Raw genomic sequence first — 25,985 nt, forward strand, 5'->3', positions numbered from 1 at the left:
CCGCATCTATTTTTCGACATTTACGGCCCCAATATGTATAGTGCATGATATTATTTTTTGAAATTCAATTTAAACAGACAATTTTCGTGCTTTTCAGGCAAAAAAATCCGGCTTCCTCTTAAAAGGAAACCGGATTACGGCTTTTCGGCCGCTTCAAAGATTGTGCTGCTTGATACCTGGCTTATTTGTGGGTCAGCGTCACTTTCAACACGTCTCCGGCTTTGCCGCCGAACAAGACCGTTCCGCCTTCCGGCAGCACTGCCGTCTTGGCGCCGGTAGCGGCCGAAAGGGCGACCGGCATGCCGTCTTTGTCATACACCGCGAAGCCCGCGCCCTGCGGGAATTCCGCCGTCAGCGTCTTGCCTGCCGCGCTTGCCGGAACGTGGAACCAGCGTACGCTGCCGGCGGCCGGAATGGTCACAACCGAGGATGTGCCGGCATAGATCGGACCGATCGCGTCTTCGCTCACGTACGTGCGGCCGTCGGCTTTGAGGTACTCGACGCCGCCCTGGCGCGAGAAGTCCAGATCGAACGTATCGCGGCCGTTCATGACCGGAATCTCGGCGGCGTTGATAGCGTGGTCCGCGTCGGCGATCCGGGTTCCGTTGGCGTAGCCGCCGCTCGGGTCCAGCGCAATTTTCTTCATCAGGATCGAAGGAGCGATATAGAAGAAGGAATTGATTTTCTCGTCCACCGCGTAATACGATTTGCCGTCGCGCTTCTGCCAGGCGGCTTTCGCCGCCGGATCGACCTTGTTGGCTTCAAGCTTCTGCGCTTCGTAGAACGCCATCCGCGTGCTGCCGATGCCCGGAAGCTCGATCTGGCTGCTGATGCGAATATACGTGTGGCCGTTGGTCTGCTCGTCGAAGCTGAGTTCGGTCCGTCCGTCTTCGCTCGTAAACGCTCCGTTTCCGGTGTAGACGTAAGCCTGCGCCGGAATCATGTCGCTCATCAGCGCCGGCATGGCAAGTTCGCCGTTTTTAAAAGCAATCTGGCGCGTCTCGCCGACCGTTCCGTACAGGCCGGCATATTTCTCGAGTTCGGCCGGAAGCGCCTGTTTGACCGGCTTGGCGAACGTCGGCTCCGGCAGTACTTTCGGAATCTCGCCGTTCTCCGCCAGATACTCCAGCAGGATGCTGCTCGCCGCTGTCGTGTTGAACACCGACGAACCGCCGGACGTCAGGAACGCGATCGAGATGTCGGAATCGGGCAGCGAGACCAGAGCGGAATGGTACATGATCGTGTCTCCGCCTTTGGTGACCGCGCGGATGCCGTAATCGCCGAACGGTTCAAGATCGACCGAATCCCAGCCGAGGCCGTAACCGAACGCGTTTTTCGTATCTTTGACCCAGACGCCGTTGCGATATTCCGGCTGAAGCATCGCTTCGACCGACTTCCCGGACAGCAGCTGCGGAGCTTCGCCGGTCAGTACGTCGGAGAACCGCGTCAGCTCTTCCGCCGTGGCGTAGACACCTCCGGTGCCGAGAATGTTCGCATTTTCCGGCGGCAGCGCGTTCGGGATGCCCGGCAGCCGGATTGGCTCAAGCTGCGTGCGGTCGAACTCGTCCATCGGCGTCTTCGTGCCGGTCAGATTCAGCGGATCGCTGATCCGCTGCTTGATGAACGCGCTGTAGCTCATGCCGCTCACCCGCTCCACGAGCAGCTCCAGCAGTTGGAAGCCGTCGTTGGCATACACGGAATATTCGCCCGGATCGGACTTGAGACGCTGCACGCTCAGGTTCGAGAGCAGGGAATCGTAGTTCTGCGTATCGTTGTCGTTCATCAGAATCGTATTTTTGTAATGCGATCCGTACAGGCCCGACGAATGGTTCATCAGCATGCGAACGGTAATCTGCTTGTAGCGTTCGTCCGCCATTTTGAACTCGGGCACGTAGTCGGTCAGCGGACGGTCGATGTCCACTTTGCCGTCGTCGACGAGCATCATCGCGGCAGCCGTTACGTACATTTTGCTGACCGAGCCGATACCGAACATGCGGTTGGCGGAAATGTTCTGCTTGCTGCCCGCGTCGTCGAGCGTCGCGCCTCCGGACAGGACGACTTTGCCGCCATCGCGAATCGCGTACTGGGCGCCGGTCACGCCGTACGCCTCCATCAGCGTTTTGGTCATCGCTTCCGCTTTGGCCTGCGCGTTTTTCGTGACGGTCGCTTTCGACGCCGCTTGAGCAGCTGCCGGACTCGAAGCGTCCGCACCTTGCGCGAAAGTCTGAGCCTGCGCTACCGGCATCGCCAGCAGCAGGGCTGCCATCGCCGCTGCTCCGCTTTTTTTCCATTTATCCATCGGACGTTTGATTCTCTTCATAATAATTCCGCCTTCTTTCTCCATGTATTCGGGCTGTCCTTGTCTATGGACCCAGCATAACCGGACCGTCCTCGTTGGGCGCAAAAAAATGCCGAAACGTCAAAAAAGGCTCCCGAACGGCATATTCGCCGGGAAACCTTTTTGAACAATCAGGTGGGAAAAGGCAGCACGACCATATTGTCGAACGTCCGATTTTCCGTCTCGATCGCCATATGGCCGCCGTATTTGGTGCAGATCCGCTCGATATTGGTCAGGCCGAACCCGTGGTCGTCCGGATCGGCTTTGCGGCTTCGCAGGTCGGTCACTTCCCGCTCGGTCCGGTTGCGCACGCGAATGAACAGCGCCGCTTCGCTCGAACGGATATGGACGCGGATATGCCGGTCTTCGGCGAACTTGATCCGCTTCGACGCTTCGACGGCGTTGTCGAGCATGTTGCCGAGCACGACGCACAGGTCGTAGCGCTCGATCGGCAGCTCCGGCTCGCGCAGGCCCAGTTCCGTATCGATACGGATGCCGTTGGCCTGGCCGACGTTCAGTGCGTTCGTGACAAGTGCATCGACGACCAGGTTGCCGGTATTGACCCGCCGGTAGGCATTATCGATCTCGCTCAGCGTAGCCCGGATATGCTCACGCGCTTCGTCCCCGCGGCCCCGCTCGATATATTCGGCCACGACGAGCAGCTGCTTGTTCGTATCGTGGATGATCCGCTTGATCTCTTTGAAGCTGTGCACCGTTTTCTCGTAATTGGCGTCCTGATAATCCATCTGGCTCTGCAGCCGTTCGTTCTGCAGCGTCAGCCGGAACCGGGCGATGACCGTATCCAGCATATAGACGACGAGGATGTTAAGCACGATAAAGCCGAAGATGGACAGAAAATAATGAATGTTTTTTTCGCTGTACAGCGTAAAGACGTTCACCAGATAGATGCTGATCAGCGGAACGCACAGAAACAGCAGCGTATACCGCGGCTCCAGCGGAAAACGGCGTTTTTTCACCACGAGGCGAATCACTTGAATGACCGCGAACATGATCGTGCAGCCGATCAGCATCGTGACGGCGAGCGAAAGGGTACTCGGAATCTCGTCCGAAGGCATCCTTAGCCCGAACGGTTCAAGCGACGGATGGATCAGATAGATCAAGATCAGGTTGATCAACGTCAGCAGCACCGCATACAAGATCGCGAACATCAATTTCAGCTTCTGCGAAACGTCATAGCCCTGCGCAAACATAAAAATGACCGCCACCGCAAAAAAAGACGACAGCAGATCGGGCAGCGCGACGGACAGATAGAAGAAAATCAACGGCAAAAAAGCAACGGTCCAATATTTTTTGCTGCGTTTGCTGCGTTCCCTGTCGAATACGGAATTGAAATAAAAGTTCACTTGAACGGCCATGACCAACGAGGTCCCGATATTCAAAGCAACCAGAAGCGGCAGATCTCCCATCATTCCATCCTCGCAACCATGAACCGGGTGCAGGCATCTTTGACTTCCTTGACTTTGGATCGCCCGATCGGCAGTTCCGCCGCATTGGACATGACGACGCGGCTGCCGGAAAATTTGTGCACATGCGACAGGTTGATCAGGATCGAACGGTGGATTTGCAGAAACCGTCCGTCTTTCAACGCTTCGGCATAACTTGAGATCAATCCCCGGCCGTCGTGAACGCCGCGGGTCGTCGTGATCTTCAGCTTGTTTTTGACAGTCAGTCCGTTGGCGGCTTCGATCGAGATGATCTCGTCGTGATGCAGCACCAGATCGCCGTCCGCCGACTTGACGATCAGGATCTCGCTTTCTTTTTCTTCAAAATAACGGCACAGCTTGAGCATCTTCTCTTCGAAAACGGCGGGATCGACCGGCTTCAGCAAATACTGGAACGTCATCACGTCGAAGCTCTCCAGCATATATTCGGCGTAGCTCGTCAGGAAGATGATCTGTTCGCTTAGCCGCCGCTTCTCCCGCAGTTTCCGCGCCGTGTCGATGCCCGTGAGTCCGGTCATCTCGATATCGAGCACGAGAATATGAAAAGGCTCTCCGCCTTCGTCGTAATGATTCAGCAGTTCTTCGCCCGAAGCGAACAGGCCGGTCTCGAAGTCGATGCCCGACTTCACGGACAGCCCGAGCAGCATCCGCTGCACGTCTTCCCTGCGCGGCAGCTCGTCGTCGCAAATGGCGATCCGGTACATAATGGTGTGCCTCCCGTACTTTTTCTTCCTATTATACGTTCAGCGTCTTCAGGGAGAAAGGTCCTTCATTCAAAAGCCGAACCAATCCGGATACGTTTCGCCGAGTTTCCGCCGGACCTCTTCGGCCTGCGCTTCGTTTGCCGCCTGCCCGGTAACTTCAAGGTTCCGCGCTGCCTGCTGCGGCTCGCCCATCCATTCAAGGGTCGAAGTCGATAGATGCACCTGTTCAAAATCGTCGTCGAACCAGATCAGCGACGTCTTGATATACTTCGTCCAGTCCGAGCCGGCATATTCGGGGGTATAAGCATGCTGCAAAGTCCCCATATTGATATCCTCGATCCGTTCGCTTGTGATGATTCGGCTGGAATGACGACCGTCGGTCATCCAGCCGAATCCGTCGACGGTCACGGTCACGTTGAATTCCGGTTGGCGAAAAAGTTTATGTGACACTTCGCCCTGAACGCGGATCACGGTCGGCGTGTCCGTATGCGTCTCGGCGGCCGCTTTGGAACCGGAACTTTCATACGGATACGGCGTATCGGCGACCGACAAGATTGCCGGAATCCGTTTGTCGATACTTTTGGAGAACGGATATTCCGCCAGAAAGATCGCCAGCATGAACAGGAAAATAAGTCCGAGCGCGTAGTGTGTTTTCATGCGGCCTCCTTGTCTTGCGGGTCGATCGATTTGCCCCGCTTCCTCTCATTGAACGTGTGGCGGGCGGGATTCGTTGTTTCCTATTTTCCATGCCTTCTTTTCCATAAAAAAGAACCCCGCTATAAGGCGGAGTTCCGGTTCGCGCATCTTGGGATCAATACACTTTCTGCACGCTGTACTTGCCGGAGTCTTTCGCAAACGACACTTTCTGTCCGGCCTGCTTGTAGGCCGCATCGACCGTGGCGTCTACGGTCACCCATCTGCCGTTCAGGTAAATCTCGTTCCACGCATGATACTCTTTGACGTAAGTCGTTTTGCCCATAACGAGCTTGGTCGGGATGCCGGAACTTCTCAGCATGACGGCCATAAGCGAAGAATAATCGTAGCAGATGCCTTTTTTCGAAGCGAGCGTGCCGTCTACCCAAGGCAGGTACGCGCCGCCGAGCGACTTGGCTTTGGCAAAATCGTAGCGGATCTGCGCCGTGACGTAGCGATGCACGGCTTCCGCTTTGGCACGGTCTGTTTTTTTGCCGGCTGTCAGCTTTTTGGCCAACGCCGTGGCGCTTGCGGACTCTTTCCAGTTCACGTTTTGCACCGAGCCGAGAAAGACCCGGTTGGCGCCGGAAGCCTGAAGTTGGACGGACGTGCTGCCGATCTTTTTGTAACTCGTACCGCTTATTTGTTCCAGCAGCGTCACCTCGTAAGAACCGCTCCCGGATTGCAGCGGAAAAATCTCGGCTCGCTTCGCTTGGCTAAGATCGTACGTATAGACGGTGCCTGCTTTGGCAATCATCACTTTATGCCGTTTGGAGGCGGCGCCGCCATAATGAACGCCCACCGTTCCCTGTTTGGCGTAAGAAGCATCGACCCACGACGGGGCCTGCGCCGCCGCGGCGTTCGCGGTCGCCCCCGTGCCTGCCGTCAAGCCGGCTGCCAAGGTCAGGGCAAGAGCACTCTTCAAAATCCATTTATACATGAAATAGACTCCTTTCGATAGCTGGCTGCCATCCCCTGCGGGTAAGGCCCTATAGCTTTGCGCCCCCGTTTTTCAATCGGGTTTGCCTTTATCGGGTAGCGGGAGGCACTTCGGATGAACTTGCGTCCCTACTCTTTACAACGGCAAAATCGGCGGCCCCTTCATGAGATTCAGCTCCTATTTGCACAAAAAATGTAAACGCAAAAAAGCCCCGTCTCCTGGACGGGGCTTTGAAAATTCGTGCGTATGTTCCTATAACAGGAAGGACGGACCTTTTTTAGTACACTTTTTGGGCGCTGTATTTGCTGGCTTCTTTGGCAAACGGGATCGTTTTGCCGGCTTGTTTGTACGCGGAGTCGACCGTTGCGTCCACGATGACCCATTTGCCGTCCAGGTAGATTTCGTTCCAGGCGTGATACTCTTTGACGTAAGTCGTGCTGCCCATCATCAGTTTGGTCGGGATGCCGGAACTTCTCAGCATGACGCCCATGAGGGAAGCGTAATCGTAGCAGATGCCTTTTTTGGAAACGAGCGTGCTGTCTGCCGAAGGGATGTATACGTTACCGACCGCTGCGGCCAGCTGCGTGTCGTATTTGATGTTCGAAACGACGTAGTCGTAGATCGCCTGCGCTTTTTCTTTGTCCGTTTTTTTGCCGGCCGTCAGTTTGGCAGCCAGGGCGGAAGCGTTGGCGGCGTCTTTCCAGTTGACGTTCTGCACGGAACCGAGGAAAACGTTCGTTTGGTCGTCTGCGCTCAGCTCGACGGAAGTCGATCCGATCTTCTTGTAGCTCGTTCCGCTCGTATTCTCGAGCAGCGTCACTTCGTACGAACCTGCGCCGGATTGCAGCGGGAAGTTCTCGGATTTCTTGGACGTGTTCAGATCGTACGTATAGACGGTGCTGGATTTGGCGATCATGACTTTGACTCTTTTGGAAGTGTTGGCGCTGTAGCTGACGCCGATCGTTCCCTGACGAAGGGAAGACGTATCGAGCCACGAAGTTTCTGCGGAAGCGGCGGAAGCGGGTGCGGCGACCGTCGGCAGCAAGCCGGCAGTCAAGCTCAGTGCGAGCGTAAGTTTGAGGATCCATTTGCGCATGGATAAAACTCCTTTCGGTGGCTGGCTGCCAACCCCTGCGGGGTAAGGCCCTTTAGCTTTGCGTCCCTGTCTTTCGATCAGGTTTGCCTTTATCGTTTTAGTCTTATCTGGAAATGTCGGGTGCCCGGGGCACAAAAGCGAAAATAAGAAAAAAGCCCTATCTTTCGGCGGCTGGCTGCCATCCCCTGGGGGTAAGGCCCTATAGCTTTGCGTCCCTGTCTTTCGAAGCAGGTTTGCCGTTTGTCGTGAAAAGCTTCTATTAGTTATATAGTATCATTAAAGAGCGACTTAGCAATACGGGTTTTTTTGATTTTTCCAACTAAAGACATAGTTTAATTTTCGTACGCCTCGAAAATAGGACAAAAAATTGCTTACTCTTTATATTATCGGCATGGATAGACGTTTTCTTTATAAGTCGAACAAACTATTTGTCGGCAAAAAAAATCCACTCCCGCCAAACGGGAGTGGATTCGGTGCGAATCTTCGAAAATTATTTGCGCAGTTCGCGCTTGAGCAGGCCCGCTCCGAGCGCGATCAGCGCAAAGCCCCACATATAGAGAGGCGTCGGCGAAGCGTCCCCGGTCTGCGGCAGCGCGTTCGGCCGTTCGCCGACAGGTACAACCGTACCCGGCACGGTCGGTGTACCGAGCGGCGTCGGATCTTCCGGGACCGTCACTTCTTCCGTCGGAACGGACGGCGTCTCCTCTAGGGGAGTCGACGGCGTCGGCGCCGGAACGTCAGGCGTGCCGAGCGGCGTCGGATCTTCCGGGACCGTCACTTCTTCCGCCGGAACGGACGGCGTCTCTTCTACGGGAGTCGACGGCGTCGGCGCCGGAACGTCAGGCGTGCCGAGCGGCGTCGGGTCTTCCGGGATTGTCACTTCTTCCGTCGGAACGGACGGCGTCTCTACTGGAGTTGAGGGCGTCGGAGTCGGCGTGACGGAGCCCTGCGGCACCGGTTCATCGGGGATGAAGACGACGGCCGGGTCGGTCGGCGTTGTCGTCGGCGGGGTCTCCGGCGTCGGCGGCGTTTCCGGCGTCGGCGGCGTTTCTGGCGTCGGCGGGGTCTCCGGCGTCGGCGGCGTTTCCGGCGTCGGCGGGGTCTCCGGCGTCGGCGGGGTCTCCGGCGTCGGCGGCGTTTCCGGCGTCGGCGGCGTTTCTGGCGTCGGCGGCGTTTCCGGCGTCGGCGGGGTCTCCGGCGTCGGCGGGGTCTCCGGCGTCGGCGGCGTTTCCGGCGTCGGCGGGGTCTCCGGCGTCGGCGGCGTTTCCGGCGTCGGCGGCGTTTCTGGCGTCGGCGGCGTTTCCGGCGTCGGCGGCGTTTCTGGCGTCGGCGGCGTTTCCGGCGTCAGCGGCGTTTCCGGCGTCGGCGGCGTTTCCGGCGGCGGCGGCGTTTCCGGCGGCGGCGGGGTCTCCGGCGTCGGAACGTTGCCTTCGAACGGATGATTGTGCGACTCGCCTCCGCCGGTCAGCGACGCGGCAATCAGCGTACCGTTCAGCTGTCCGTTATCGAATTGAACGTTCGCTTTTGGCGCAAGGACCGATCCCTTGATTCCGATTCCCGCGATGTTGAGGCTTGTCGCTTCATAGAAGTTGTAGATGATGTTGCTCTGGTTGACGCCGTTCTCGAGGAACGTCTCGAAATAGCGCATATTCACGCTGCTGCCCGAAATGTTGACGACTACCGTCGATCCGGAAGGAACGTTGATGCGCAGGCCGTTGGCCGAAGAAAGGGCAGCGCCGTCCAGGTTGAAAATGTTCAGGCCGCTGTCTCCGCCCTTCAGTTGAACTTCGCCGTAGTTATTTTTGTATTCCCCGTTCGCTTTTTGCGCCGAGAGCGAGCTGGATTGTCCGTTCAGGTAGACGGCCGCCGAATTGAAATCGACGACCTGGCCCGCGTCGGACGTGACCGTTCCCATGAAGTTGGCCGTAGGCGATTGGCTGAGCGTTCCGCCGTAGGCGACGCCTCCGTTCGCTTGGCCGTTGTTATACGTCAGGTTGCCGCCGACCACGAGCACCGGCTGGTTCGAACCGCTGCCCAGGCTGCTTCCGACGGAATAGCCTTCGACGACGACGTTGCCGCCTGCCGCGATTCGTCCTTCGACGTCCGTATATTTCTGGCTCAGATCGCCGAGCACGAACACGTTGAATAGCTGGGCCGGACCCAGAATCGAGCTGCTCGACGCGTGCGTCGTGCCCTGAACAGGACCGAAGCCGATCGAAAAAGCCAGTACGGCCGTCACCGAAATTTTAGTAATCTTGTTCATTTGCTTCTCCTCCGCTGCTTGACCGTATTTGCGGCGTCTCCTGCGCGGAACGCACAAAAAGACCGCCAGAAATTTCTTCGTGGCGGTCGGACGGTCATTGTGCCTAAGAGGCACCGTAGACTCCAGACTTTGCGTCCCAAACTTTCGCTTGGTTTGCGTTTCTCAAAGTTCTTGCTTTTTGTATAGGGTAAAAGATATAGATCGATCTAGCAATTTACAATTAATATAAGGGCAAAGCAGGACCAAGGTCAATGTGACTTTAGTCGCACTTCGCTCCGCTATTTTCTCAACACGGCATGCACGATCAAACGATGCGTCGGATTGATCAGCGGGTCGCACGTAATGAGCGTCAAGGCGGTTTCGCCTTTTTTGGCATCCAGTACCCAGACGTCCGTCGGTTCGACGATTTGGATATCGTTCACTTCGTACTTGTAGGTCTGGCCTCCCTGGTCGATCTCGACCACGTCGCCGACTTTGGCTTCGTTCAGCCGATTGAACAATCTGCCCGTTTTGTGCGCGCGGTGGGCGGCCACGGCCATATTGCTGTCCTGCATGCCGGCAAGTCCCGTTCCGGTCACGTGCACGGCTGCGCTTTTCATATTGGCTTTGGTCGCGCCTTCGACGATCGGAAGCTTAATGTCGAGTTTGTCGTAGCGGATGATGCCGAGCACTTCCCCGTCCTGCAGCGAATCGGCATCGAGCGGCGCCACCGTCTCGGCCGAAGCTTCTTCTTCGTCGCCCTCGTCCAGCAGATTCGAAATTTTCTGGTAATCCGGCACCGCTACCTCGCTCGATACCCGCGTCAGATCCAGCGGCTTTTGGCTCTCCGCTTCGGCTTTTTCCAGCAGTTCGGATTGGGCGCGATCGTCCAGCCAGGTGTTCACGCTGGGGTAGAGAATGATGCAGAGTCCGAGCAGCATAATGACGTACGACCATTTCTTCAATGCCGTTCCTCCTTATGGGTGTGAAAATTGTGATCCAATCATTGGAGCCAACCCTTTATTTCCTTATAACCTTAAAAGTATGGCATAAAGCGGAAGCCGTGTTCAAGGGGAACCCCTGAACACGGCTGTCCGTTCAAGCCATACTTCGGTCAAATTCGCTGCGGTTATGAAGCGTACGCCCCTTTTTCACAAAAAATCGGGGACTAGTTTTTGCTGCCGCCGAGGCGGCGCATCCAGGCCGCGATCGCCAAGAAGCCCAGACCGAGCGCGTACAGGGGAGCGGAAGTCGCTTCGCCCGTCTGCGGGAGCGCGGCCGGCAGGCTGCCGACAGGCGGCGCGGCATCGGCTGCCGGTTCGATCGCATCCGGCGTGCCAAGCGGCGTAACATTATCCGGCACGTCTACGCTTGGCGCAGGATCGGCGTCGGCGGATACGGACGGAGCGTCCGGTTGAGGCGCGCCCTGCGGCGTCTCATTGCCTGGCACGGTCACTTCGTCGGCCGGTGCGGGAACGCTGCCCGTGTCGGGAGCGCCCTGCGGCGTCCGGTCATCCGGGACGTCCACTTCGGCGTCCGAAGCAGGAACGCCGCCCGTATCGGGAGCGCCCTGCGGCGTCTCGTTATCGGGAATCGTCACCGTATCCGGCGAAGGCGAAGCAGTTCCGTCGGCCGGTACAGCCGGCGGCGTCGATTGCGACGGCTGCGCAGGTTCGACAATGAAGGTCGGCTGGCTCTGCGGCGTCGGGTTATCCGGAATGACGACCGTGTCGCCGCTTGGAGCCGGCGTCGGGTTCGATGTCGGCGGCGTCGTTTCTGTCGGCGGCGTCGTCTCCGTTGGCGGCGTCGTTTCTGTCGGCGGCGTCGTCTCTGTCGGCGGCGTCGTTTCTGTTGGCGGCGTTGTCTCCGTTGGCGGCGTCGTTTCTGTTGGCGGCGTCGTCTCCGTTGGCGGCGTCGTTTCTGTTGGCGGCGGCGTCTCCGTCGGCGGCGTCGTTTCCGTCGGCGGCGTCGTTTCCGTCGGCGGCGTCGTTTCCGTTGGCGGCGTCGTTTCTGTCGGCGGCGTCGTCTCTGTTGGCGGCGTCGTTTCTGTCGGCGGCGTCGTCTCTGTTGGCGGCGTCGTTTCTGTCGGCGGCGGCGTCTCCGTCGGCGGCGTCGTTTCTGTTGGCGGCGTCGTTTCTGTTGGCGGCGTCGTTTCTGTCGGCGGCGTCGTTTCCGTTGGCGGCGTCGTTTCTATTGGCGGCGTCGTCTCTGTCGGCGGCGTCGTTTCTGTTGGCGGCGTCGTTTCTGTCGGCGGCGTCGTCTCTGTCGGCGGCGTCGTCTCCGTTGGCGGCGTCGTTTCTGTTGGCGGCGTCGTTTCTGTTGGCGGCGTCGTTTCCGTTGGCGGCGTCGGTACGACCGGCGTCGTTGGTTCTACAGGCGGCGGCGTTTCCGCTTCGGCCTGCTGCTTTTTCAAGTCTTCGACTTTTTTCCAGGCGTCGGCGGCATTGTCCCGGGCGCGATCGGCGGCGTTTTGGGCTTTATCGGCTTTTTGCCGGGCCTGATCGGCCGCTTTCTCGGCCGGACCCAGATCGCATCCGATCAAGCTCGCCGTGCTTTGCGCCTTGTTATATTCGGTGACCGCTTTTTGCAAAGCGCTTGCTGCACGGGTCCAATCGACTTTCGCCGAAATCCAGGCATTGGTCGCATCCTGCAATTTCTTTTTGGCCGAACTGCTCCAGCCCCAGCTGTTGTCGTAGTCCCGCTGCGCTTTGGCTGCGGCGGCCGAAGCCTGGGCCAGTCGATTGTACGCGTTATCGTACTCCAGCTGCTTCGACTGCACGTCCGCTTTTTTCTGCTGAACGTTCTGCACGGCGTTGTCGTAGGCCTGCTGCAGGGCAGTCACATTCTGAAGCGCGTTGGCGGCCGCCGCGGCGTACCGGTCGGCTTCGGCCTGCTTCGCTGCTGCCTGCTTGTCGGCGTTTTGCGCGGCCGAGGTAGCGTTGGCAATTTCCTGCTCGTAGTTCTTTTTCGTCGGCTGCGTGTTCTGGGAAGGAGCGGGAACCGGTTTGGCGTAATGGGCCTGGGCGGAGAGAGCGGCGTAAGGCGTCAGCGATAGCGTGGAGGTCAATAAGATCGCGGCGGAAACTTTGGTGATTTTGCTCATGAGGGGTCCCCTTTATGTATCTCTTTTTTGATTTTATGTGATTTTTATCTGAAAACAGTCCAAAGAAGCGTATAAAAAAAACCGCCATGGATGAATGGAAACCATTCGTGGCGGTCGGACGATCGTGGCGAGCGGGCGCTCGACGTAGATTCCAGACTTTGCGTCCCAGCCTTTCGGATGGTTTGCGTTTCTCGGGGAAAAAGCAGCTTGCGAGGCGATTGTGAAGCAGATCGGAAACGGGACTCCGGAACTACAAACAACAAAAAGACCGCCATCAAGTATCGAGGCGGTCGGACGATCGTGGCGAACAAGTCGCTGTAGATTCCAGACTTTGCGTCCCGAACTTTCATCCGGTTTGCGTTTCACTAATCAAGTCGGTTATTTGGTTAATGCGAGTATACCGGAAGGAGCGATTTTGTGTCAATCTCTTTTTTTGATATAAAAAAAAGCCCCGAAACGCTGATACACCGGCGTTTGGGGGGCTTTTTTATACCGGAAGCCCAGCCGTTCGTTCAGGCCAGTCCGGCCGCGCGCGCAAAAGCTTCGTCCGCCGTAAGCGCCTGCTTGTCCGCATCGGCGCGGCCCTTGAACTCGACCCGGCCTTCGGCCGCGTCGCGTCCGACGACGATCCGGTACGGAAGACCTATCAAGTCGGCATCCTTGAACTTCACGCCCGCCCGCTCGTCGCGATCGTCCAGCAGCGCTTCGATGCCTGCCGCCGCAAATCGCGCGTACAACTCAAGCGCCAAGGCCACCTGCACATCGTCTTTGACCGAAGCCGGAATGATGTGCACCGTCGCAGGCGCGATCTCCGCCGGCCACAGAATGCCGTTCTCGTCGTAATGCTGCTCGACGACCGCGGACAGGATACGCGAGATGCCGATACCGTAGCAGCCCATAATCGCCGCTTGGCGGCGTCCGCCTTCGTCCAGATAATTCGCGCCGAGCGCTTCGCTGTATTTGGTGCCCAGCTTGAAGACGTGCCCGATCTCGATCCCCCGGTAAAATTCCAGTCGGCCGCTTCCGTCGGGACTCAGGTCCCCTTCGGCCGCGTTGCGGAAATCGCCGACCCGGTCGCTTCGGAAATCGCGGCCCGGTCTGACGTGCTCGACGTGATAGTCCGTCTCGTTGGCTCCCGCGATGCCCGACGGCATCGCCTGCACTTCCCGGTCGACGAGCAGCGTCACGCCCGCAAGTCCTGCCGGACCGGTGAAGCCGACCGCCGCTCCGGTCAGCCGTTCCACGGCGGCGGCGTCCGCCAGCTCGATCCGTTCGCCTCCGAGCGCGTTCAGCACTTTCGTCTCGTTCGCTTCGCGGTCTCCGCGAACAACGACCGCGACAGGCTTGCCGTCGACGAGATACAGCAGCGTCTTCATGAAGGCGGAAGCTTCAAGCGCAAAATGATTGCACAGCTGCTCGATCGTGTGCACGCCCGGCGTATGCACGCGGCCGAGCGGCGGAATGTCGGTATCGGCAGACGTCGCGGCCGGCTCTTCCCAGAACATCTCCGCTTTTTCCAGATTGGCCGCATACGTCCCGCGTTCGCTCACGACGATCGTGTCTTCCCCGATGTCGGCCAGCGCCATGAACTCGTGCGTCTCGCCTTCGCCGCCGATCGCCCCTGCATCCGCCTGCACGGCGCGGAAGTTCAGGCCGACCCGCGTGAAGATGCGGGTATACGCGTCGTACATCGCGCGGTACGTCTCGTCCAGTTCTTCCCAGCTTCGCCCGAACGAATAGGCGTCTTTCATCAGGAACTCGCGGCCCCGCAGCAGGCCGAAGCGCGGACGGCGTTCGTCGCGGAATTTCGTCTGGATCTGGTACAGCGTCATCGGCAGCTGCCGGTACGAACTGACTTCGCCCGCGACGAGCGACGTGATGACCTCTTCATGCGTCGGGCCGAGCGCGAATTCGCGGTCGTGCCGGTCTTTGAGCCGGATCAGCTCGGGACCGTACACGTCGTAGCGGCCCGATTCGCGCCACAGCTCGGCCGGCTGCATGGCCGGCATGAGCAGTTCCTGCGCGCCCGCGCGGTCCATTTCCTGACGGACGATCTCCTGCACTTTTTTGAGCACGCGGAATCCGAGCGGCAGGTACGTGTAGACGCCGGAAGCGAGCTGGCGGATCAGGCCGGCGCGCAGCATAAGCTTATGGCTGGCCGCCTCGGCGTCCGCCGGCGCTTCGCGCAGCGTCGGGATCAACAGTTGACTTTGTTTCATAAAATATCGCTCCTCTGAAAAATGAATGGGTATACGGACAAGCCTACGGGCGGAACACGCAAAAAAAAGACGCATTCGTTAGGGACGAATGCATCTTCGCGGTACCACCCTGGTTCCCTTTTTGCGCGCCGGATCGCGATCCGGAATCTGCCCGGGGCAGATTCCGTTCGGCGGCCGCGGCGGCGCAAAAAGGCTCGAAGTCCGGTAACGGGGACGTCCGGCGGCGATTGGAGCGCCGCAGCTCGCGGAGAAGGACTTCGCGGGTCCGCCGGGAATCCTCGCAGCTCAAGGGATTCTTCTCTGTCGGCGGACAGCCGTGCCCCGACGTCAGTCGGCGCTCGCGAAGCAGGGTTCCGGTCATTGCTGTTCGTTCAAGTTAGGCGTCGGTCGGAACGATAAGTCCGACCCGCAACGGCTTAGTTGTACCACTGAAAGCCTCTCAGCGTCAAGGGTTCACGATCACGGCCGGACTCTCGGGCGAAGCGTTCCCTGCCCGATTGGCCGGGCTCTTCAGGGAAATCGCCCCGCTGCCGGGGTCTACGGTCAACGCCGCTCTCGCCGCCCGGCTGACAAGCCTTGCAGGTACGTAGACCGTTCCTTCGTGCAGCCGCGGCGCCGCCGCAAGTTCCACGGCCTGTCCGTCGATCTCCGCCGTCTTCCGCCCCAGCGCAAACCGAATCGTGCCGGAAGGACCGTTCGCCGTCACCGATTTGGCTGCGCCGTCCCAGGTCAGGCGGTAGCCGAGCGCCGTCAGCAGCGGCTTGTACGATACGTACGTCGCGCCGTCTTCGTTGAAAGCGGCCGGCTCGCCTTCGATCCGCACGCCGTCAAGGAACAGCGAGACCGGCTTGACCGTCGTTTTGTTTTTCGCGGCCCACAATGTATAGCCTTCCTGCGCGATCCACAGGCCGATCTTTTTGTTGCGGCGCCATTCTTCCCCGAACGCCGACAGCGGCAGATGGCTCTCCCCGTTCTTGATCCCGATCTCCGGCGTAAAAGCCGGCCGGCCAAGCTTCTGGATAAACCAGTCCGTGTACCCGCCTCCGCCGTTCGAATTGTAGCTTGGACTGACCTGGGCGTAGCCCGTAAATTGCGTGAAAATATTCGCCAGCCGCTTGTCCCGCGGGACGTTGGCGGCCGGCGTCCGGAAGTTCCAGAACAGGATGCGTCCCGCCGAATGGTACGAGACCGCGATTTCCGGGTCGATCTCGTACGTGAACGCGATCATCGCCTTATTTTCCCGCGTCGTCATCGGAGCCGTCCCTTTGTGGCCCATCCAATGCGGATAATGGTAATTGTTAATCAATTCTCCCCAGTTGGCGTCGTACTGCCGGTTCGGATCGACTCCCTGCGCGTTCGCTTTCCAGCGCTTGAAGCTGCGGCTGCCGTCGTTCATCTTGATCAGCGCGTCGTGCACATGGACCGGAAAAGACTGCAGGCCTGTCTGCTGAAGCGTCACGCCGTCCGGGTTGACCATCGGCACGAACCAGATCTTCGTCCGGTCCAAAATCTCGCGCACGTCATAGCCTTCGAACTTGCGGTTGTCCGCATAAGCGGCCGCGTACTGCTCGATCATCGTCATGTTGAGCGTCGTCGTCAGCCATTCGCGGGCATGATGCGATCCGTTAAAAAAGACCGTCGAGCTGCCGCTCCCAAGCCCCACCGCCCAGATGTCCCGTCCGTACAGCGTTCGGCCGATCGACTTGTATTCGATCAGATCCGGGTACTTGGCCGCCAATTCGCGAATGTCGCGGGTGAGTACGCCGTACGTGTACGTAACCAACGGATCGACGATGTTCGCCTCCGCGGCCTCCGCCCGTCCCGCCGGCGCAAGCGTCAACAGCCATACGACCAGCATCAACAGCGTAATTCCACTCTTTTTCATCCTTACCCCCTGTTGTATGTTCATGATTGCCTCTTCAAGTCTGACCTGCTTAGCATTCGCGCCGCGGCAGGCGGATTCCTGCTTCTCCCTTTTTCAAGAAACTGTTGACAAAAAACAAACCTCGCTTTACGATGCATAGTAAATCTATGTATATAAAGCAAAGGAGAATCGGTGCGATGAAAGTAAGCAAAGAACTGCTAAAGGGCTCGACCGGAACACTCGTCCTGACTGTTCTGTCGGGCAAAAGCATGTACGGATACGAGCTGATCAGGGAACTGGACAGCCGTTCGGACGGCGTGTTCGCGCTCAAGGAAGGAACGCTTTACCCGATTCTGCACGCGATGGAAGCGGAGAATTGGGTGTCCGCGCATTGGGAAGAAAGCGGCGGCCGCANGCAAGACCGAACAGCCGAATACGGCCGCGGATCGCGAGGCCTATATCCGGGAAATGGAACGCCGGGAAGCCGAAGCTTCGATCGGGACCTACCTCGACCGCCTGTGCGCCCGCGTCAAAGCGAAGGAACTGCATCCGGAGCTGCGGGAAGAAATGCGCGGGCATCTGGACGAGCTGATCGCGGACAAAGAAGACGCCGGCGCTTCCACACTCGAAGCCGCTCTCTGGGCGATGAAGCAGATGGGCGACGCCGACGAGATCGGCGGCACGCTCGGACAGGTCCACCGGCCGAAGTTCAACTGGAAGCTGCTGGTGCCGCTTGGGGTGATGGCAGGAATCGGACTGCTGGCGCTGTTCTCGCTGGGGGCTTCGGGTTCCGGCGTTTTCAAATACATGAACCCGGGCCAGCAGCAGCTTCCTTATTACGCGATGGGCATCGCCGCGCTGATCGCCTGCTGCCTGTTCGACTATCGCCTGCTGAATAAATATGCGGTCGCGCTTTATTCAGGCACGGCTCTACTTACCTTATTTTTCTTCCAGGCCGCCTCCGTGAAGATCAACGGAACGCTCGGGTGGGTCGGACTTGGCCCGGTTACTTTTAACTGGACTCTCTGCATGTTCATGTTGTTCATCCTGGCTCTGCCGGGCATGCTGGATCGATTATCGCTTCAGCCTGCATCCTGGCAAAATATCCGGCATCTGATCGCGGTCGGCTTTATTCTGCTGCCGGTCGCTTTGTACGTCTATTTTGATTTACTGGCCTGGCTGGCGCTTGGTTTGTATCTGGTCGCCGCCACGTTATTGTATGCGCGGGCAGGAGGCGCAAAGGTATATCTCTATCTGCTGCCTGCGGCAGCGGCGGCCTGGGCGGTGAGTTTGTACGTGCGAAATCCGCAGTGGCAGGAGCGGGTTCAAGCCGTTTTCGCTCCTCAACGGCAAAGCCCGGACTCCAACTACATGAACAACGTCATGGCGGCCGCGATCCGGGAGGCCGGCTGGTTCGGTCAGGGTTTCGGCTCGTCGGGCGATTCGATCACGTATGCTTATGCCGACGCCATTTTCCCTTACCTCACCTACAGCTTCGGTTGGATCACGGCTGGCCTCCTCGTGGCTTCCATCGTCTGGCTGATGGTGCTGCTGCTGCATACCGTACGGAAAATCACGGAACCGGTCGGCCGCTCCATGGCAGCCGGCTTGTCGATCCTATTGGCCGGACAATGGATCTACGGCATCGGCGCTTCGCTCGGCCTGCTGCCTATGACGAGCCTGCTGCTGCCGTTTATCGGCTACGGCGGAAGCACGACGATCGTGCACTGCGCCATCGTCGGGTTGATCCTCGGCATTTACCGGCGCAAAGACATGCTGCCCATGAAGCGGCGGACCGAAGCGGCCGACGCATCCGGTGCAGCCCCTGCGGCCGCATCTCGCTATTGACAACCTTCTCTCTACCTTAAACCCGCAGGAGCTTGATACCGCGGGTTTTTGTCGCTGTTTTGCGTCCAAGAGGCGCTGCGGGAAGCGATGTCGTTTCGACCCCAAATCGAAAGGCAGTGGCTGTACGCATGATGAAACTGAACAATATGAGCAAAATAATGGACGACGTGAACGAGAACGATTGGAGCAGCCCGGCGGGCGAGACGTTCGCGCAGCTGTGGGCGCACGATTCCGGCAGCGTACGCTTCTGGAGAATCCGTTCGAACGCCGCCTGCACCGTCGACGTGAACGGGCAGCGAACTTGGCCTCCTGCACGCTCGGCTTCGGCTCTCGCTGAATCCATAAGCCGCGCACCGATGCGGCGAACTGCCGCGCAGAACCAAACAAGCGGACGAAACGGTCTTGAAGACCGTCTCGTCCGCTTGTCCCTATGCGCTTCGCCCCGCGCGCCTGCCGGCCTGCGCCTACAGATCGAACAGCTACAGATCGAACAGCTTCGCCGTATGGACGGCGCCGTCCAATTCGTAATCGACGGTACGGGAACCGTCCGCCGCCGTTCCGTAAGCGATCCCATAGCGTTCCACGAACACTTTGCTCCCGTTGTCCAACTGCTGGGCGACTACCAGCTCTTCGCCTTCGACGCCGCCGTCTTCGGGCGGCACTTCCACGGTGTAGATCAGCCGTCCGTTAGTCTCGTCGTAAGACAGTTCGAACGGGCTTTCGCCGTCCGAATCGAAATTGGTCAGCAGGCGCACGTCCATGACGGTTCCGAAGCTTGGCGTCGTCGGCAGCCCCTGCGTGTCCACGACCCAGGCCTGTTCGTCTTCGCGGCCCAGACCCGAATCGTCCGCCACATGCACGCTGGTCGTATAGACCGCGTATGCGCCGACGGCCCACAAATGGTCGATATACCAATACCGCGACGAATCCCGGCCGTTCAGCGGCAGTCCCGGCAGCATGAACGATTCCCGTTCCGTAAGCTGCGGCTTGTTCGGATCGCTGAAATACAGCTGGAACGGCGTCTGCGGATGGTCGCCCGGCTGCATGTCCTTGATCGTGGTCGCGCTGCCCGTCATCTGCGGAGCCGGCGTCCATACGATGCCTTCGGTCGTGCGCACGGCGCGCGTCCACTCGGGAATGCTCGCGTTCGAATCGTCGTAAAAGTAACTCTTCCCGCCGAGCGAAAAGGTCGAAACGCCTGCCGGAGGCGCGACGCTCGCCGTGGACGGATCCGTATCCCCTCCGCTCGGCCCCGACGCCATCGGCACGCTCGGCATCCGTTCGGACATCTGCATCGCCGCGTACGCGCCTCCTCCGGCCAACAGCAGGACCGCAGCCGCCACCGCCGATATCCGCGCCATTCCGTTCCTGCGCGCCGCGCGCACAGCCGCGCGGATTCGCCCGTTTTTTGGGCTGCGCTTGTCCTCCTGTTCGTCCGTCTGCCGCTCCAAAATGGCGCTTTCGATACGCCGCATGTCTTCTTCGGTAAAAGGTTCGCGTTCGAACGGACCTGCCTGCGCCCGCTTGTACCAATCCGGCTCCCGTTCGTTCATCCTCGTTCCTCCTTCAACTGTTTTGCCACTTTGCCTCTCGCCCGGAACAGTCTCGATTTGACCGTTCCTTCGGCGATGCCGAGCAGCTTCGCGATCTCGGCCAGCTTGAGGCCGTGCTTGAGATCCAGCACGAGCACTTCGCGATAACGATCCGGCAGCCGCATGATGGCGGACCAGATCTGCACCGAATCCACGCGGCGCATATAGGTCGCTTCCGCCGACTCCGCCTGCTCCCGTTCAGGCGGCTCGGCCATCAGCACGCTGCGCTGTACAAAAGCGGAGCGGCGATAGTCGAATGCGGTATGGCGCGTAATCGACAGCAGCCAGGTCTTGATCTTCGCTTCCCCCCGAAAAGAATCCAGCGCCCCATAAGCTTTGACGAACGTATCCTGCGCGATATCGTCGGCCAAATCGCGGCTGCGCGTCAAAAAATACGCATAATGCCATACGTCGCTGCCGTAGCTCTCCATCAGCTGCCTCAACAGGACTCCGCGTTCGTCGCCCGGAACGGCTTCGCGCTTCTGTCCGGACCGTGCTTCTTGGTGCTCGTGCTTCATTTTCGGTCCCCCCTGACATAGCTCTCCGTCAATAAGACTGCATGATACCGAAAAAGTTCCCAATACGCGAAAAAAACTTCGATGCCCGGATAGCCGGGCATCGAAGTGAGGGGTTCCTGCCCGGTATTCGGGCACAAACGCTGCTTATTTCAGTCCGAGCAGCGGCTTCGTGTTCACGCCGCCCAGCAGGGCGCCCACGGTCGTCGTGGTCGATGCTGTTGTCGTTGTCGGTGCCGTCGTTGTCGTCGGTGCCGTTGTCGTCGTTTTGGTTGGCGTCGTCGTGGAGGCCGGTGCCGCAGCGGTCGTGGTCGTCGGTGCCGCAGCGGTCGTCGCCGGAGCCGTGGCAGTTGGAGCCGGAGCGGCAGTCGTGCCGCCTAATGCGCCGCTGAGCGCGCCCGTCAGGCCCGTCACGGTATTGTTGACCGTGCCGACGGTCGTATTAACCGTGCTGACGGTATTGTTGACCGTCGTATTCACCACGTTCACGACCGTTTCGATCAGGTTCGGCGATGTCGGAGCCGAAGTCGGCGTGCTCGTTGTTGGCGTCGCTGGCGCCGGAGTCGGCGTGCTGGCTGTCGGCGTCGCAGTCGCCGGAGTAGGCGTGCTGGTTGTCGACGTCGTTGGCGCCGGGGTCGGCGTGCTCGCCGTCGGCGTCGTAGCGGCCGGAGTCGGCGTGCTGGCCGTAGGCGTCGCTGCCGCCGGAGTCGGCGTGCTGGCCGTAGGCGTCGTTGGCGCCGGAGTCGGCGTGCTGGCCGTAGGCGTCGTTGGCGCCGGAGTCGGCGTGCTGGCCGTAGGCGTCGTTGGCGCCGGAGTCGGCGTGCTGGCCGTAGGCGTCGTTGGCGCCGGAGTCGTATCGGCCGGAGTCGGTGTGCTCGCCGTCGGCGTCGTAGCGGCCGGAGTTGGTGCGCTAACTGTAGGCGTCGCTGCCGCAGGAGTCGGCGCGCTCGCTGTCGCAGAAGTCGAGCCGACTGCCGTCGAGACCGTCGACGCCGCCGAAGACACGGCGGCTTTGACCGGTTCCGCGTTCGTCTGGCGGATGACGGAAGTCGTCGAAGCGGCGGCGGCCGGTGCCGAAGCGTCTGTCGGCGCTTTGACGGACTGGCTGCTGCTGTACATCTGGTACGAGCTGGAGCTGATGTCCATGCGCAGCTGGTGCATTTGCGATTTCCAGCTCATGCCCGCTTTGGACACTTTTTGATCGATCGCTTTTTCCGCCAGGTTTTTCATCGTGCTTTTGATATCGTCGGTCTTGATCGAAAAACCGTTCTGCGCGTAGATCGCCTGAAGCAGTTCGTACTGCTGTTTGCGGTTTTGATCGATTTTATCGTAGAACTGCGTTTTGTCTTTTCTGATCTCGGCATCCGTACGGATCTCTTTGTCTTTGCCGAGCGTTTTCGAATCCTGGTCTTTCTTATCGTAAGCCGATACTTTCGAAGCGTCTTTGCTGACGGCAGCGGAAGATTTCGTGGCGTAGTCGTATCTGCTCGTGCGGTCCGCAGTGGAAGCGGCAGGGTAGGACGACAAGGTGCTCATGTTTTACAACCCCCTCAGATTGGTGTAGTCCGTTTCGTTAAGCTTAGTTTACTATTTTTTGGAAAAGAAAGGATATGGGAGGGAACTCCTCAATAGTGGGTTCCTATTTTTCCCAAAAAGCAGGAGGCTTAGGTGGGCTTTTTAGCAAGCAAGGCTGGCTTTTTCTTGTCGGGTTCGAGTCTTTGCCGAGGATTCGTTTTTAATCGACTTTTTTCAACAGCGTTCGCAAAACATTGACTGCAATACAATTTTTTCATATTTATGTAAAATAAAAGCCGAGTGGCTGACTTCCTATTTCCGGATCGCTGTTCAGGCCAAAAAAAGCGCCCTCCCGCAAAACGGGAAGGCGCTTATGGCGCGTTGAAGCAATTTAGGATCTGCCCGGCGCCGATTCGACGGGTTCCCGCTGGCGGGATACGTCTTCGTTCAATTTGTCGTACGCCTCCATGCTGATCGCCAGGCTGAACTGATGCAGTTCCGATTTCCATTCCAGCTTCAGCGACGAGCCTTCGCGGCTCATCAGCTGTTCGATCGAACGTTCCGCCATCGATTTCATCGAATCCCTGAATTTCTCCGGCGACAGCTCGATCCGCAGCTTCTCGGCGTAGAACGTTTGCAGCAGGCGCTGCTGGGCTTGGCGTTCTTCGTCCAGCTTGCGGGCCATTAACGCGTCATGCTTTTTGCGCTCCGCCCGTCCGGCCTCGTTGTTGTCTCCGCCGGACGCATCGGCCGATCCGGCCCCGTCTTTTGGCAGAACCGATTCCGACACCGCTCCGTCGCTTTTGGGTCTCTTGTCCAACAGATCCGGATTCACGATGTTTGAAGTCCGATAATCGACACTCCAATCCCCCAAATCGCTTTTGCTAAAAGATATTTTTTCCATTTCGACACCCCCTGCCGAGTAAATTGCTAAGACAGCCTTATAATACTACGCAATTAGACCTAAATATATAAGTCTTAACGACCTTTTCGATTTATTTTTCGTATTTTTATTATCCAAATTATGCTTACCGTTACAAAATTATTACTCTTCTCTGAGGAGCCCAACCTTGTCCGGCCGCGGAAAAACCGATATAGTCAGAACATGCGTCCGGAAAAAACCCTCACGCAAATTTGGCTTTCCAGCCGAATCGAAGAAAGGAATTCTACATACCCTATGCGTCTGAAAAACTGGAAAAAAGTCGTTGCTCTGTCTCTTGCCGCCGTTCTCGTTCTGGGCGCGGCCGGATTCATGCTGATCCGCTATCTGGAACACTCGCGCCTCGTCAACCACGGCGTGACGCAGGCGCTGCTGCCGGTCGAGTCCGTCTCGCAAGTCGCGGAACGCTACGACGTGATCGTGGCCGGCACGGACCCCGAAGGCATCACGGCCGCGATCTCTGCCGCCCGAAGCGGCTCGAAGGTGCTGCTGGTCGACGGACATGACCGCAAGATGCTCGGCGGCCTCATGACGGTCGGCATGCTGAACATGATCGATCTCAACTATGCGCCCGACCAACCGTTTTTCTTCCCGCAGCTGCGCGAAGCGAATTATTTGAACAAAGGCATTTTCCAGGAATGGTACGACCAATTCGACGGATCTTCGTTCGACGTGAACGTCGCCGCCAATTTGTTCTATAGAATGGTCCGGGCCGAACCGAACATCGACCTGCTGATGGAGACGCGCAGCATGTCCCCGATCACCGAAACGCAAAACGGCGGCAAGGTCGTCACCGGCCTTGCGCTGACGCTCCAAGACGGAAGCGCCAAGCGCGTCGGGGCCGACGCCGTCATCGACGCGACGCAGAACGCCGACATCGCGGCGGAAGCCGGCGCCGCATTCACGCTCGGCCGCGAAGACATCGGCGATCTGAACAGCGTCATGGCGTCGACGCTCGTGTTCCGCATGAGCGGCATGACCCAGGAGATCTGGGAGAAGCTCGGGAAGCACGAAGACACGGGCATCGACCGCATGAGCGTCTGGGGCTACAAAGACGCGCAGCTGTACGAATCGAGCGATCCGTCCAAAGTGAAAATGCGTGGCCTCAACATCGGGCGCCAGAACGACGGCACGATTCTGATCAATTCGCTGCTGCTGTTCGGCATCGATCCGCTCGATCCGAAGTCGATCCGCGAAGGCATTGAGATCGGCACGGCGGAAGCGCCGAAGATCGTCGAGTTTCTCAAGCAGCGCTTCCCGGAGATGGCCCCGCTGCAATACGACGGCGTCGCAAGCGAGCTGTACCTGCGGGAATCGCGCCATCTCGAAGCCGAATACCGGCTGACGCTCGCCGACGTCATGGAGAACCGTTCGCATTGGGACGATATCGGCTACGGTTCGTATCCGGTCGATATCCAGAGCACGAGCGACGGGCGGATCGGCACCGTGCTCATGAAGCCGAGCCAATACGGCGTGCCGTTCCGCACGCTCGTGCCGCGCACCGTCGACGGCCTGCTCGTCGTCGGCCGCTCGGCCGGCTTCGACACCGTGCCGCACGGCAGCGCGCGGACGATCCCGGTCGGCATGGCCGCCGGTGAAGCGGCCGGCGCGGCGATCAAGCTGGCGCAGAATGCGGACATGAATCTGCGCGAGTTCTCCGGTTCGGAACCACAGATCGAACGGCTCAAGCAGCAGCTGCGCAAGCAGGGCGTCGACCTGTCCCGGCCGAAGCTCCCGGAACCGGAATATATGAAGCACAAAGATTACCCCGGCATGCTGATCGCGGCCAATATGTATCTCACGTCGGGCGGGTACGAGAACGACGGCTGGGGCCTCGACAGCGAAGCCAACGTGCAGCGGTTCTTCAATGCCGTGCGCGTCATGCGCTCGCTGCACCCGGACTTCTTCCCCGGCGATATGGAAGAGATCATGGTCGAAGTGACCGACAAGGCGGCGCAGCCGCTGTCGGTCAATATGGCCGCGATGCTGATCGCGAGCGCGATGCAGGTGCCCGTGACCGCGGACGGCGCGGCGGCGCGGCTCGTGGCGGACGGTTACCTCCGCCAGGAGACGCTCGACGCGATCGAAGATCCGCAGCAGCTGACGAACGGCGACTATTATTCGATCGTCGGCGACCTGTCCCGGCATTTCCTGCCGGCGGACCCTAACGCCGAGCCGGCGAAGGCGACGGCGAAGTAGCGGCCGGCCGTCAGGGCCGCCATTCTCTTCTCCCGCCGCTTCATCGGCGCACAACAAAAAGCTTGGCGAAATCCGGGAACGGATCTCGCCAAGCTTTTTCCTCGTCTCTTCGGCGGCAAGAAGCCGGGCCGGAGTCCGATTCATCCGAAGTCCGGCTGCACGAAGCCGCACGCTTGCGGCTGCGCCTCTACGCGCTCAACCGTGCGCTTAATACTTGCCCAGTGCTTCCCGCAGATCTTCCAGCAGCTTGGACGCTTCCACGACCGCCGAATCGCTGTTGTTGTAGAAGATCGCCGTTTTGACGCCGTCCTGATCGAGGCGCGGCAAAATTTTCTCGATAAAAGCATGCAGGTCCAGCGGGCGGCTCGTGTAGCCGTTCCATTCGTCGATGGCGCAGTGCAGCGCGAATTCGCTTTTGGGCCACAGCGGAAGCAGGGCCGTGCCGGAAGAGTCGGTGGTCATCGCCCAGCCTTCTTCGTACAGCCCCCAGAGCATTTCGGAGTCCGCCGTCTTTTTCACAAAATATTCGTAGCGCAGATCCGCCGGACGGCTGACGATCGCATTGAATTCTTTTAGGTTCATAGGTCCTCCCGTTCAGCCGGATCTTCTTTGGGCTGTGCCGATTCGTTGGTGATTCTAATTATTTACCCACAAGCGGGAAGAAGACGACAGCGAGCCCCTTTGTGAAAAAGAACGTCTTCGTCCATCCCGGCG

Annotated in this window: 18 protein-coding genes, 1 pseudogene and 6 riboswitches; of the genes and pseudogenes, 3 read left to right on the forward strand and 16 right to left on the reverse strand. The window is 59.0% G+C overall.

The window, feature by feature from the left end; translation table 11 throughout:
- Positions 1–181: 181 nt before the first annotated feature.
- From FTE24_RS12035 to FTE24_RS12085, 11 genes are all read right to left on the reverse strand, one after another.
- Positions 182–2,320: a serine hydrolase domain-containing protein gene (locus FTE24_RS12035; RefSeq protein ID WP_237401735.1), complete on the reverse strand. Its 2,139-nt coding sequence runs from the start codon at positions 2,318–2,320 to the stop codon at positions 182–184.
- A 149-nt stretch (positions 2,321–2,469) separates the two neighbouring features.
- Positions 2,470–3,768: a sensor histidine kinase gene (locus FTE24_RS12040; RefSeq protein ID WP_150234533.1), complete on the reverse strand. Its 1,299-nt coding sequence runs from the start codon at positions 3,766–3,768 to the stop codon at positions 2,470–2,472.
- Entirely contained in the window at positions 3,765–4,505 is a 741-nt protein-coding gene (locus tag FTE24_RS12045; RefSeq protein WP_150234531.1) for a LytR/AlgR family response regulator transcription factor, read from the reverse strand. The genes FTE24_RS12040 and FTE24_RS12045 overlap by 4 nt, the downstream gene beginning before the upstream one ends.
- 69 nt (positions 4,506–4,574) lie before the next feature.
- Complete coding sequence (locus FTE24_RS12050) at positions 4,575–5,162, reverse strand: hypothetical protein (protein WP_150234529.1); 588 nt, start codon at positions 5,160–5,162, stop codon at positions 4,575–4,577.
- 154 nt (positions 5,163–5,316) lie between these two features.
- A complete protein-coding gene (locus FTE24_RS12055; RefSeq protein WP_150234527.1) occupies positions 5,317–6,138 on the reverse strand; it encodes a transglutaminase-like domain-containing protein in 822 nt (273 codons plus the stop codon).
- A 13-nt stretch (positions 6,139–6,151) separates the two neighbouring features.
- A riboswitch (cyclic di-GMP riboswitch) is annotated at positions 6,152–6,235 on the reverse strand.
- A gap of 180 nt (positions 6,236–6,415) precedes the next feature.
- A complete protein-coding gene (locus tag FTE24_RS12060) occupies positions 6,416–7,234 on the reverse strand; it encodes a transglutaminase-like domain-containing protein (protein ID WP_150234525.1) in 819 nt (272 codons plus the stop codon).
- A 13-nt stretch (positions 7,235–7,247) separates the two neighbouring features.
- Positions 7,248–7,332, reverse strand: a riboswitch (cyclic di-GMP riboswitch).
- Positions 7,333–7,397: 65 nt separating this feature from the next.
- Positions 7,398–7,482: riboswitch (cyclic di-GMP riboswitch) on the reverse strand.
- A 242-nt stretch (positions 7,483–7,724) separates the two neighbouring features.
- A complete protein-coding gene (locus FTE24_RS23485; RefSeq protein WP_160441737.1) occupies positions 7,725–9,497 on the reverse strand; it encodes a choice-of-anchor A family protein in 1,773 nt (590 codons plus the stop codon).
- 78 nt (positions 9,498–9,575) lie between these two features.
- Positions 9,576–9,665, reverse strand: a riboswitch (cyclic di-GMP riboswitch).
- 110 nt (positions 9,666–9,775) lie between these two features.
- Positions 9,776–10,441 (reverse strand): class D sortase, encoded by a 666-nt coding sequence (locus tag FTE24_RS12070; RefSeq protein ID WP_150234521.1) that lies wholly within the window; start codon positions 10,439–10,441, stop codon positions 9,776–9,778.
- A gap of 203 nt (positions 10,442–10,644) precedes the next feature.
- Positions 10,645–12,579 (reverse strand): LPXTG cell wall anchor domain-containing protein, encoded by a 1,935-nt coding sequence (locus tag FTE24_RS12075; protein WP_150234519.1) that lies wholly within the window; start codon positions 12,577–12,579, stop codon positions 10,645–10,647.
- A gap of 106 nt (positions 12,580–12,685) precedes the next feature.
- A riboswitch (cyclic di-GMP riboswitch) is annotated at positions 12,686–12,776 on the reverse strand.
- 85 nt (positions 12,777–12,861) lie between these two features.
- Positions 12,862–12,949, reverse strand: a riboswitch (cyclic di-GMP riboswitch).
- Positions 12,950–13,091: 142 nt separating this feature from the next.
- Positions 13,092–14,798, reverse strand: a complete 1,707-nt coding sequence (locus FTE24_RS12080; RefSeq protein WP_150234517.1) for a proline--tRNA ligase — start codon at positions 14,796–14,798, stop codon at positions 13,092–13,094.
- A 445-nt stretch (positions 14,799–15,243) separates the two neighbouring features.
- Complete coding sequence (locus FTE24_RS12085) at positions 15,244–16,683, reverse strand: M14 family zinc carboxypeptidase (protein ID WP_150234515.1); 1,440 nt, start codon at positions 16,681–16,683, stop codon at positions 15,244–15,246.
- A 176-nt stretch (positions 16,684–16,859) separates the two neighbouring features.
- Here FTE24_RS12085 and FTE24_RS12090 point away from each other — a divergent pair.
- Both FTE24_RS12090 and FTE24_RS12095 read left to right on the forward strand, forming a co-directional pair.
- Positions 16,860–17,063: pseudogene (locus tag FTE24_RS12090) on the forward strand (PadR family transcriptional regulator); the annotation flags it as partial.
- Positions 17,064–17,130: 67 nt separating this feature from the next.
- Positions 17,131–18,510 (forward strand): FtsW/RodA/SpoVE family cell cycle protein, encoded by a 1,380-nt coding sequence (locus tag FTE24_RS12095; protein WP_237401736.1) that lies wholly within the window; start codon positions 17,131–17,133, stop codon positions 18,508–18,510.
- Positions 18,511–18,989: 479 nt separating this feature from the next.
- On the opposite strand, the gene FTE24_RS12100 is transcribed toward FTE24_RS12095, so the two are convergent.
- The 4 genes from FTE24_RS12100 to FTE24_RS12115 all read right to left on the reverse strand — a co-directional run bounded on the left by FTE24_RS12100 (position 18,990) and on the right by FTE24_RS12115 (position 23,036).
- Positions 18,990–20,063, reverse strand: a complete 1,074-nt coding sequence (locus tag FTE24_RS12100) for a hypothetical protein (protein ID WP_150234508.1) — start codon at positions 20,061–20,063, stop codon at positions 18,990–18,992.
- The gene (locus FTE24_RS12105) at positions 20,060–20,620 is read right to left on the reverse strand and encodes an RNA polymerase sigma factor (RefSeq protein ID WP_141448182.1); all 561 of its coding nucleotides are present in this window, start codon (positions 20,618–20,620) and stop codon (positions 20,060–20,062) included. The genes FTE24_RS12100 and FTE24_RS12105 overlap by 4 nt, the downstream gene beginning before the upstream one ends.
- Positions 20,621–20,764: 144 nt before the next feature.
- Positions 20,765–22,153 carry a hypothetical protein gene (locus FTE24_RS23040; protein WP_202111844.1) on the reverse strand — a complete coding sequence of 463 codons (1,389 nt, stop codon included), beginning with the start codon at positions 22,151–22,153 and terminating at the stop codon, positions 20,765–20,767.
- A 370-nt stretch (positions 22,154–22,523) separates the two neighbouring features.
- Complete coding sequence (locus tag FTE24_RS12115) at positions 22,524–23,036, reverse strand: hypothetical protein (protein WP_150234504.1); 513 nt, start codon at positions 23,034–23,036, stop codon at positions 22,524–22,526.
- 273 nt (positions 23,037–23,309) lie between these two features.
- Between FTE24_RS12115 and FTE24_RS12120 the strand changes: the two genes are divergently transcribed.
- A complete protein-coding gene (locus FTE24_RS12120) occupies positions 23,310–25,271 on the forward strand; it encodes an FAD-dependent oxidoreductase (protein ID WP_150234503.1) in 1,962 nt (653 codons plus the stop codon).
- Positions 25,272–25,478: 207 nt separating this feature from the next.
- On the opposite strand, the gene FTE24_RS12125 is transcribed toward FTE24_RS12120, so the two are convergent.
- A complete protein-coding gene (locus FTE24_RS12125; protein WP_150234501.1) occupies positions 25,479–25,853 on the reverse strand; it encodes a DUF2750 domain-containing protein in 375 nt (124 codons plus the stop codon).
- Positions 25,854–25,985 lie beyond the last annotated feature (132 nt).

The sequence above is a fragment of the Saccharibacillus sp. WB 17 genome (assembly GCF_008634075.2).
Taxonomy (GTDB): domain Bacteria; phylum Bacillota; class Bacilli; order Paenibacillales; family Paenibacillaceae; genus Saccharibacillus; species Saccharibacillus brassicae.

Bases quoted from the DNA above. Each gene is read 5' to 3' on its own strand.
- FTE24_RS12035 (WP_237401735.1), bottom strand. From the start codon at position 2,320: ATGAAGAGAATCAAACGTCCGATGGATAAATGGAAAAAAAGCGGAGCA.
- FTE24_RS12040 (WP_150234533.1), bottom strand. From the start codon at position 3,768: ATGATGGGAGATCTGCCGCTTCTGGTTGCTTTGAATATCGGGACCTCG.
- FTE24_RS12045 (WP_150234531.1), bottom strand. From the start codon at position 4,505: ATGTACCGGATCGCCATTTGCGACGACGAGCTGCCGCGCAGGGAAGAC.
- FTE24_RS12050 (WP_150234529.1), bottom strand. From the start codon at position 5,162: ATGAAAACACACTACGCGCTCGGACTTATTTTCCTGTTCATGCTGGCG.
- FTE24_RS12055 (WP_150234527.1), bottom strand. From the start codon at position 6,138: ATGTATAAATGGATTTTGAAGAGTGCTCTTGCCCTGACCTTGGCAGCC.
- FTE24_RS12060 (WP_150234525.1), bottom strand. From the start codon at position 7,234: ATGCGCAAATGGATCCTCAAACTTACGCTCGCACTGAGCTTGACTGCC.
- FTE24_RS23485 (WP_160441737.1), bottom strand. From the start codon at position 9,497: ATGAACAAGATTACTAAAATTTCGGTGACGGCCGTACTGGCTTTTTCG.
- FTE24_RS12075 (WP_150234519.1), bottom strand. From the start codon at position 12,579: ATGAGCAAAATCACCAAAGTTTCCGCCGCGATCTTATTGACCTCCACG.
- FTE24_RS12080 (WP_150234517.1), bottom strand. From the start codon at position 14,798: ATGAAACAAAGTCAACTGTTGATCCCGACGCTGCGCGAAGCGCCGGCG.
- FTE24_RS12085 (WP_150234515.1), bottom strand. From the start codon at position 16,683: ATGAAAAAGAGTGGAATTACGCTGTTGATGCTGGTCGTATGGCTGTTG.
- FTE24_RS12095 (WP_237401736.1), top strand. From the start codon at position 17,131: ATGGAACGCCGGGAAGCCGAAGCTTCGATCGGGACCTACCTCGACCGC.
- FTE24_RS12100 (WP_150234508.1), bottom strand. From the start codon at position 20,063: ATGAACGAACGGGAGCCGGATTGGTACAAGCGGGCGCAGGCAGGTCCG.
- FTE24_RS12105 (WP_141448182.1), bottom strand. From the start codon at position 20,620: ATGAAGCACGAGCACCAAGAAGCACGGTCCGGACAGAAGCGCGAAGCC.
- FTE24_RS23040 (WP_202111844.1), bottom strand. From the start codon at position 22,153: ATGAGCACCTTGTCGTCCTACCCTGCCGCTTCCACTGCGGACCGCACG.
- FTE24_RS12115 (WP_150234504.1), bottom strand. From the start codon at position 23,036: ATGGAAAAAATATCTTTTAGCAAAAGCGATTTGGGGGATTGGAGTGTC.
- FTE24_RS12120 (WP_150234503.1), top strand. From the start codon at position 23,310: ATGCGTCTGAAAAACTGGAAAAAAGTCGTTGCTCTGTCTCTTGCCGCC.
- FTE24_RS12125 (WP_150234501.1), bottom strand. From the start codon at position 25,853: ATGAACCTAAAAGAATTCAATGCGATCGTCAGCCGTCCGGCGGATCTG.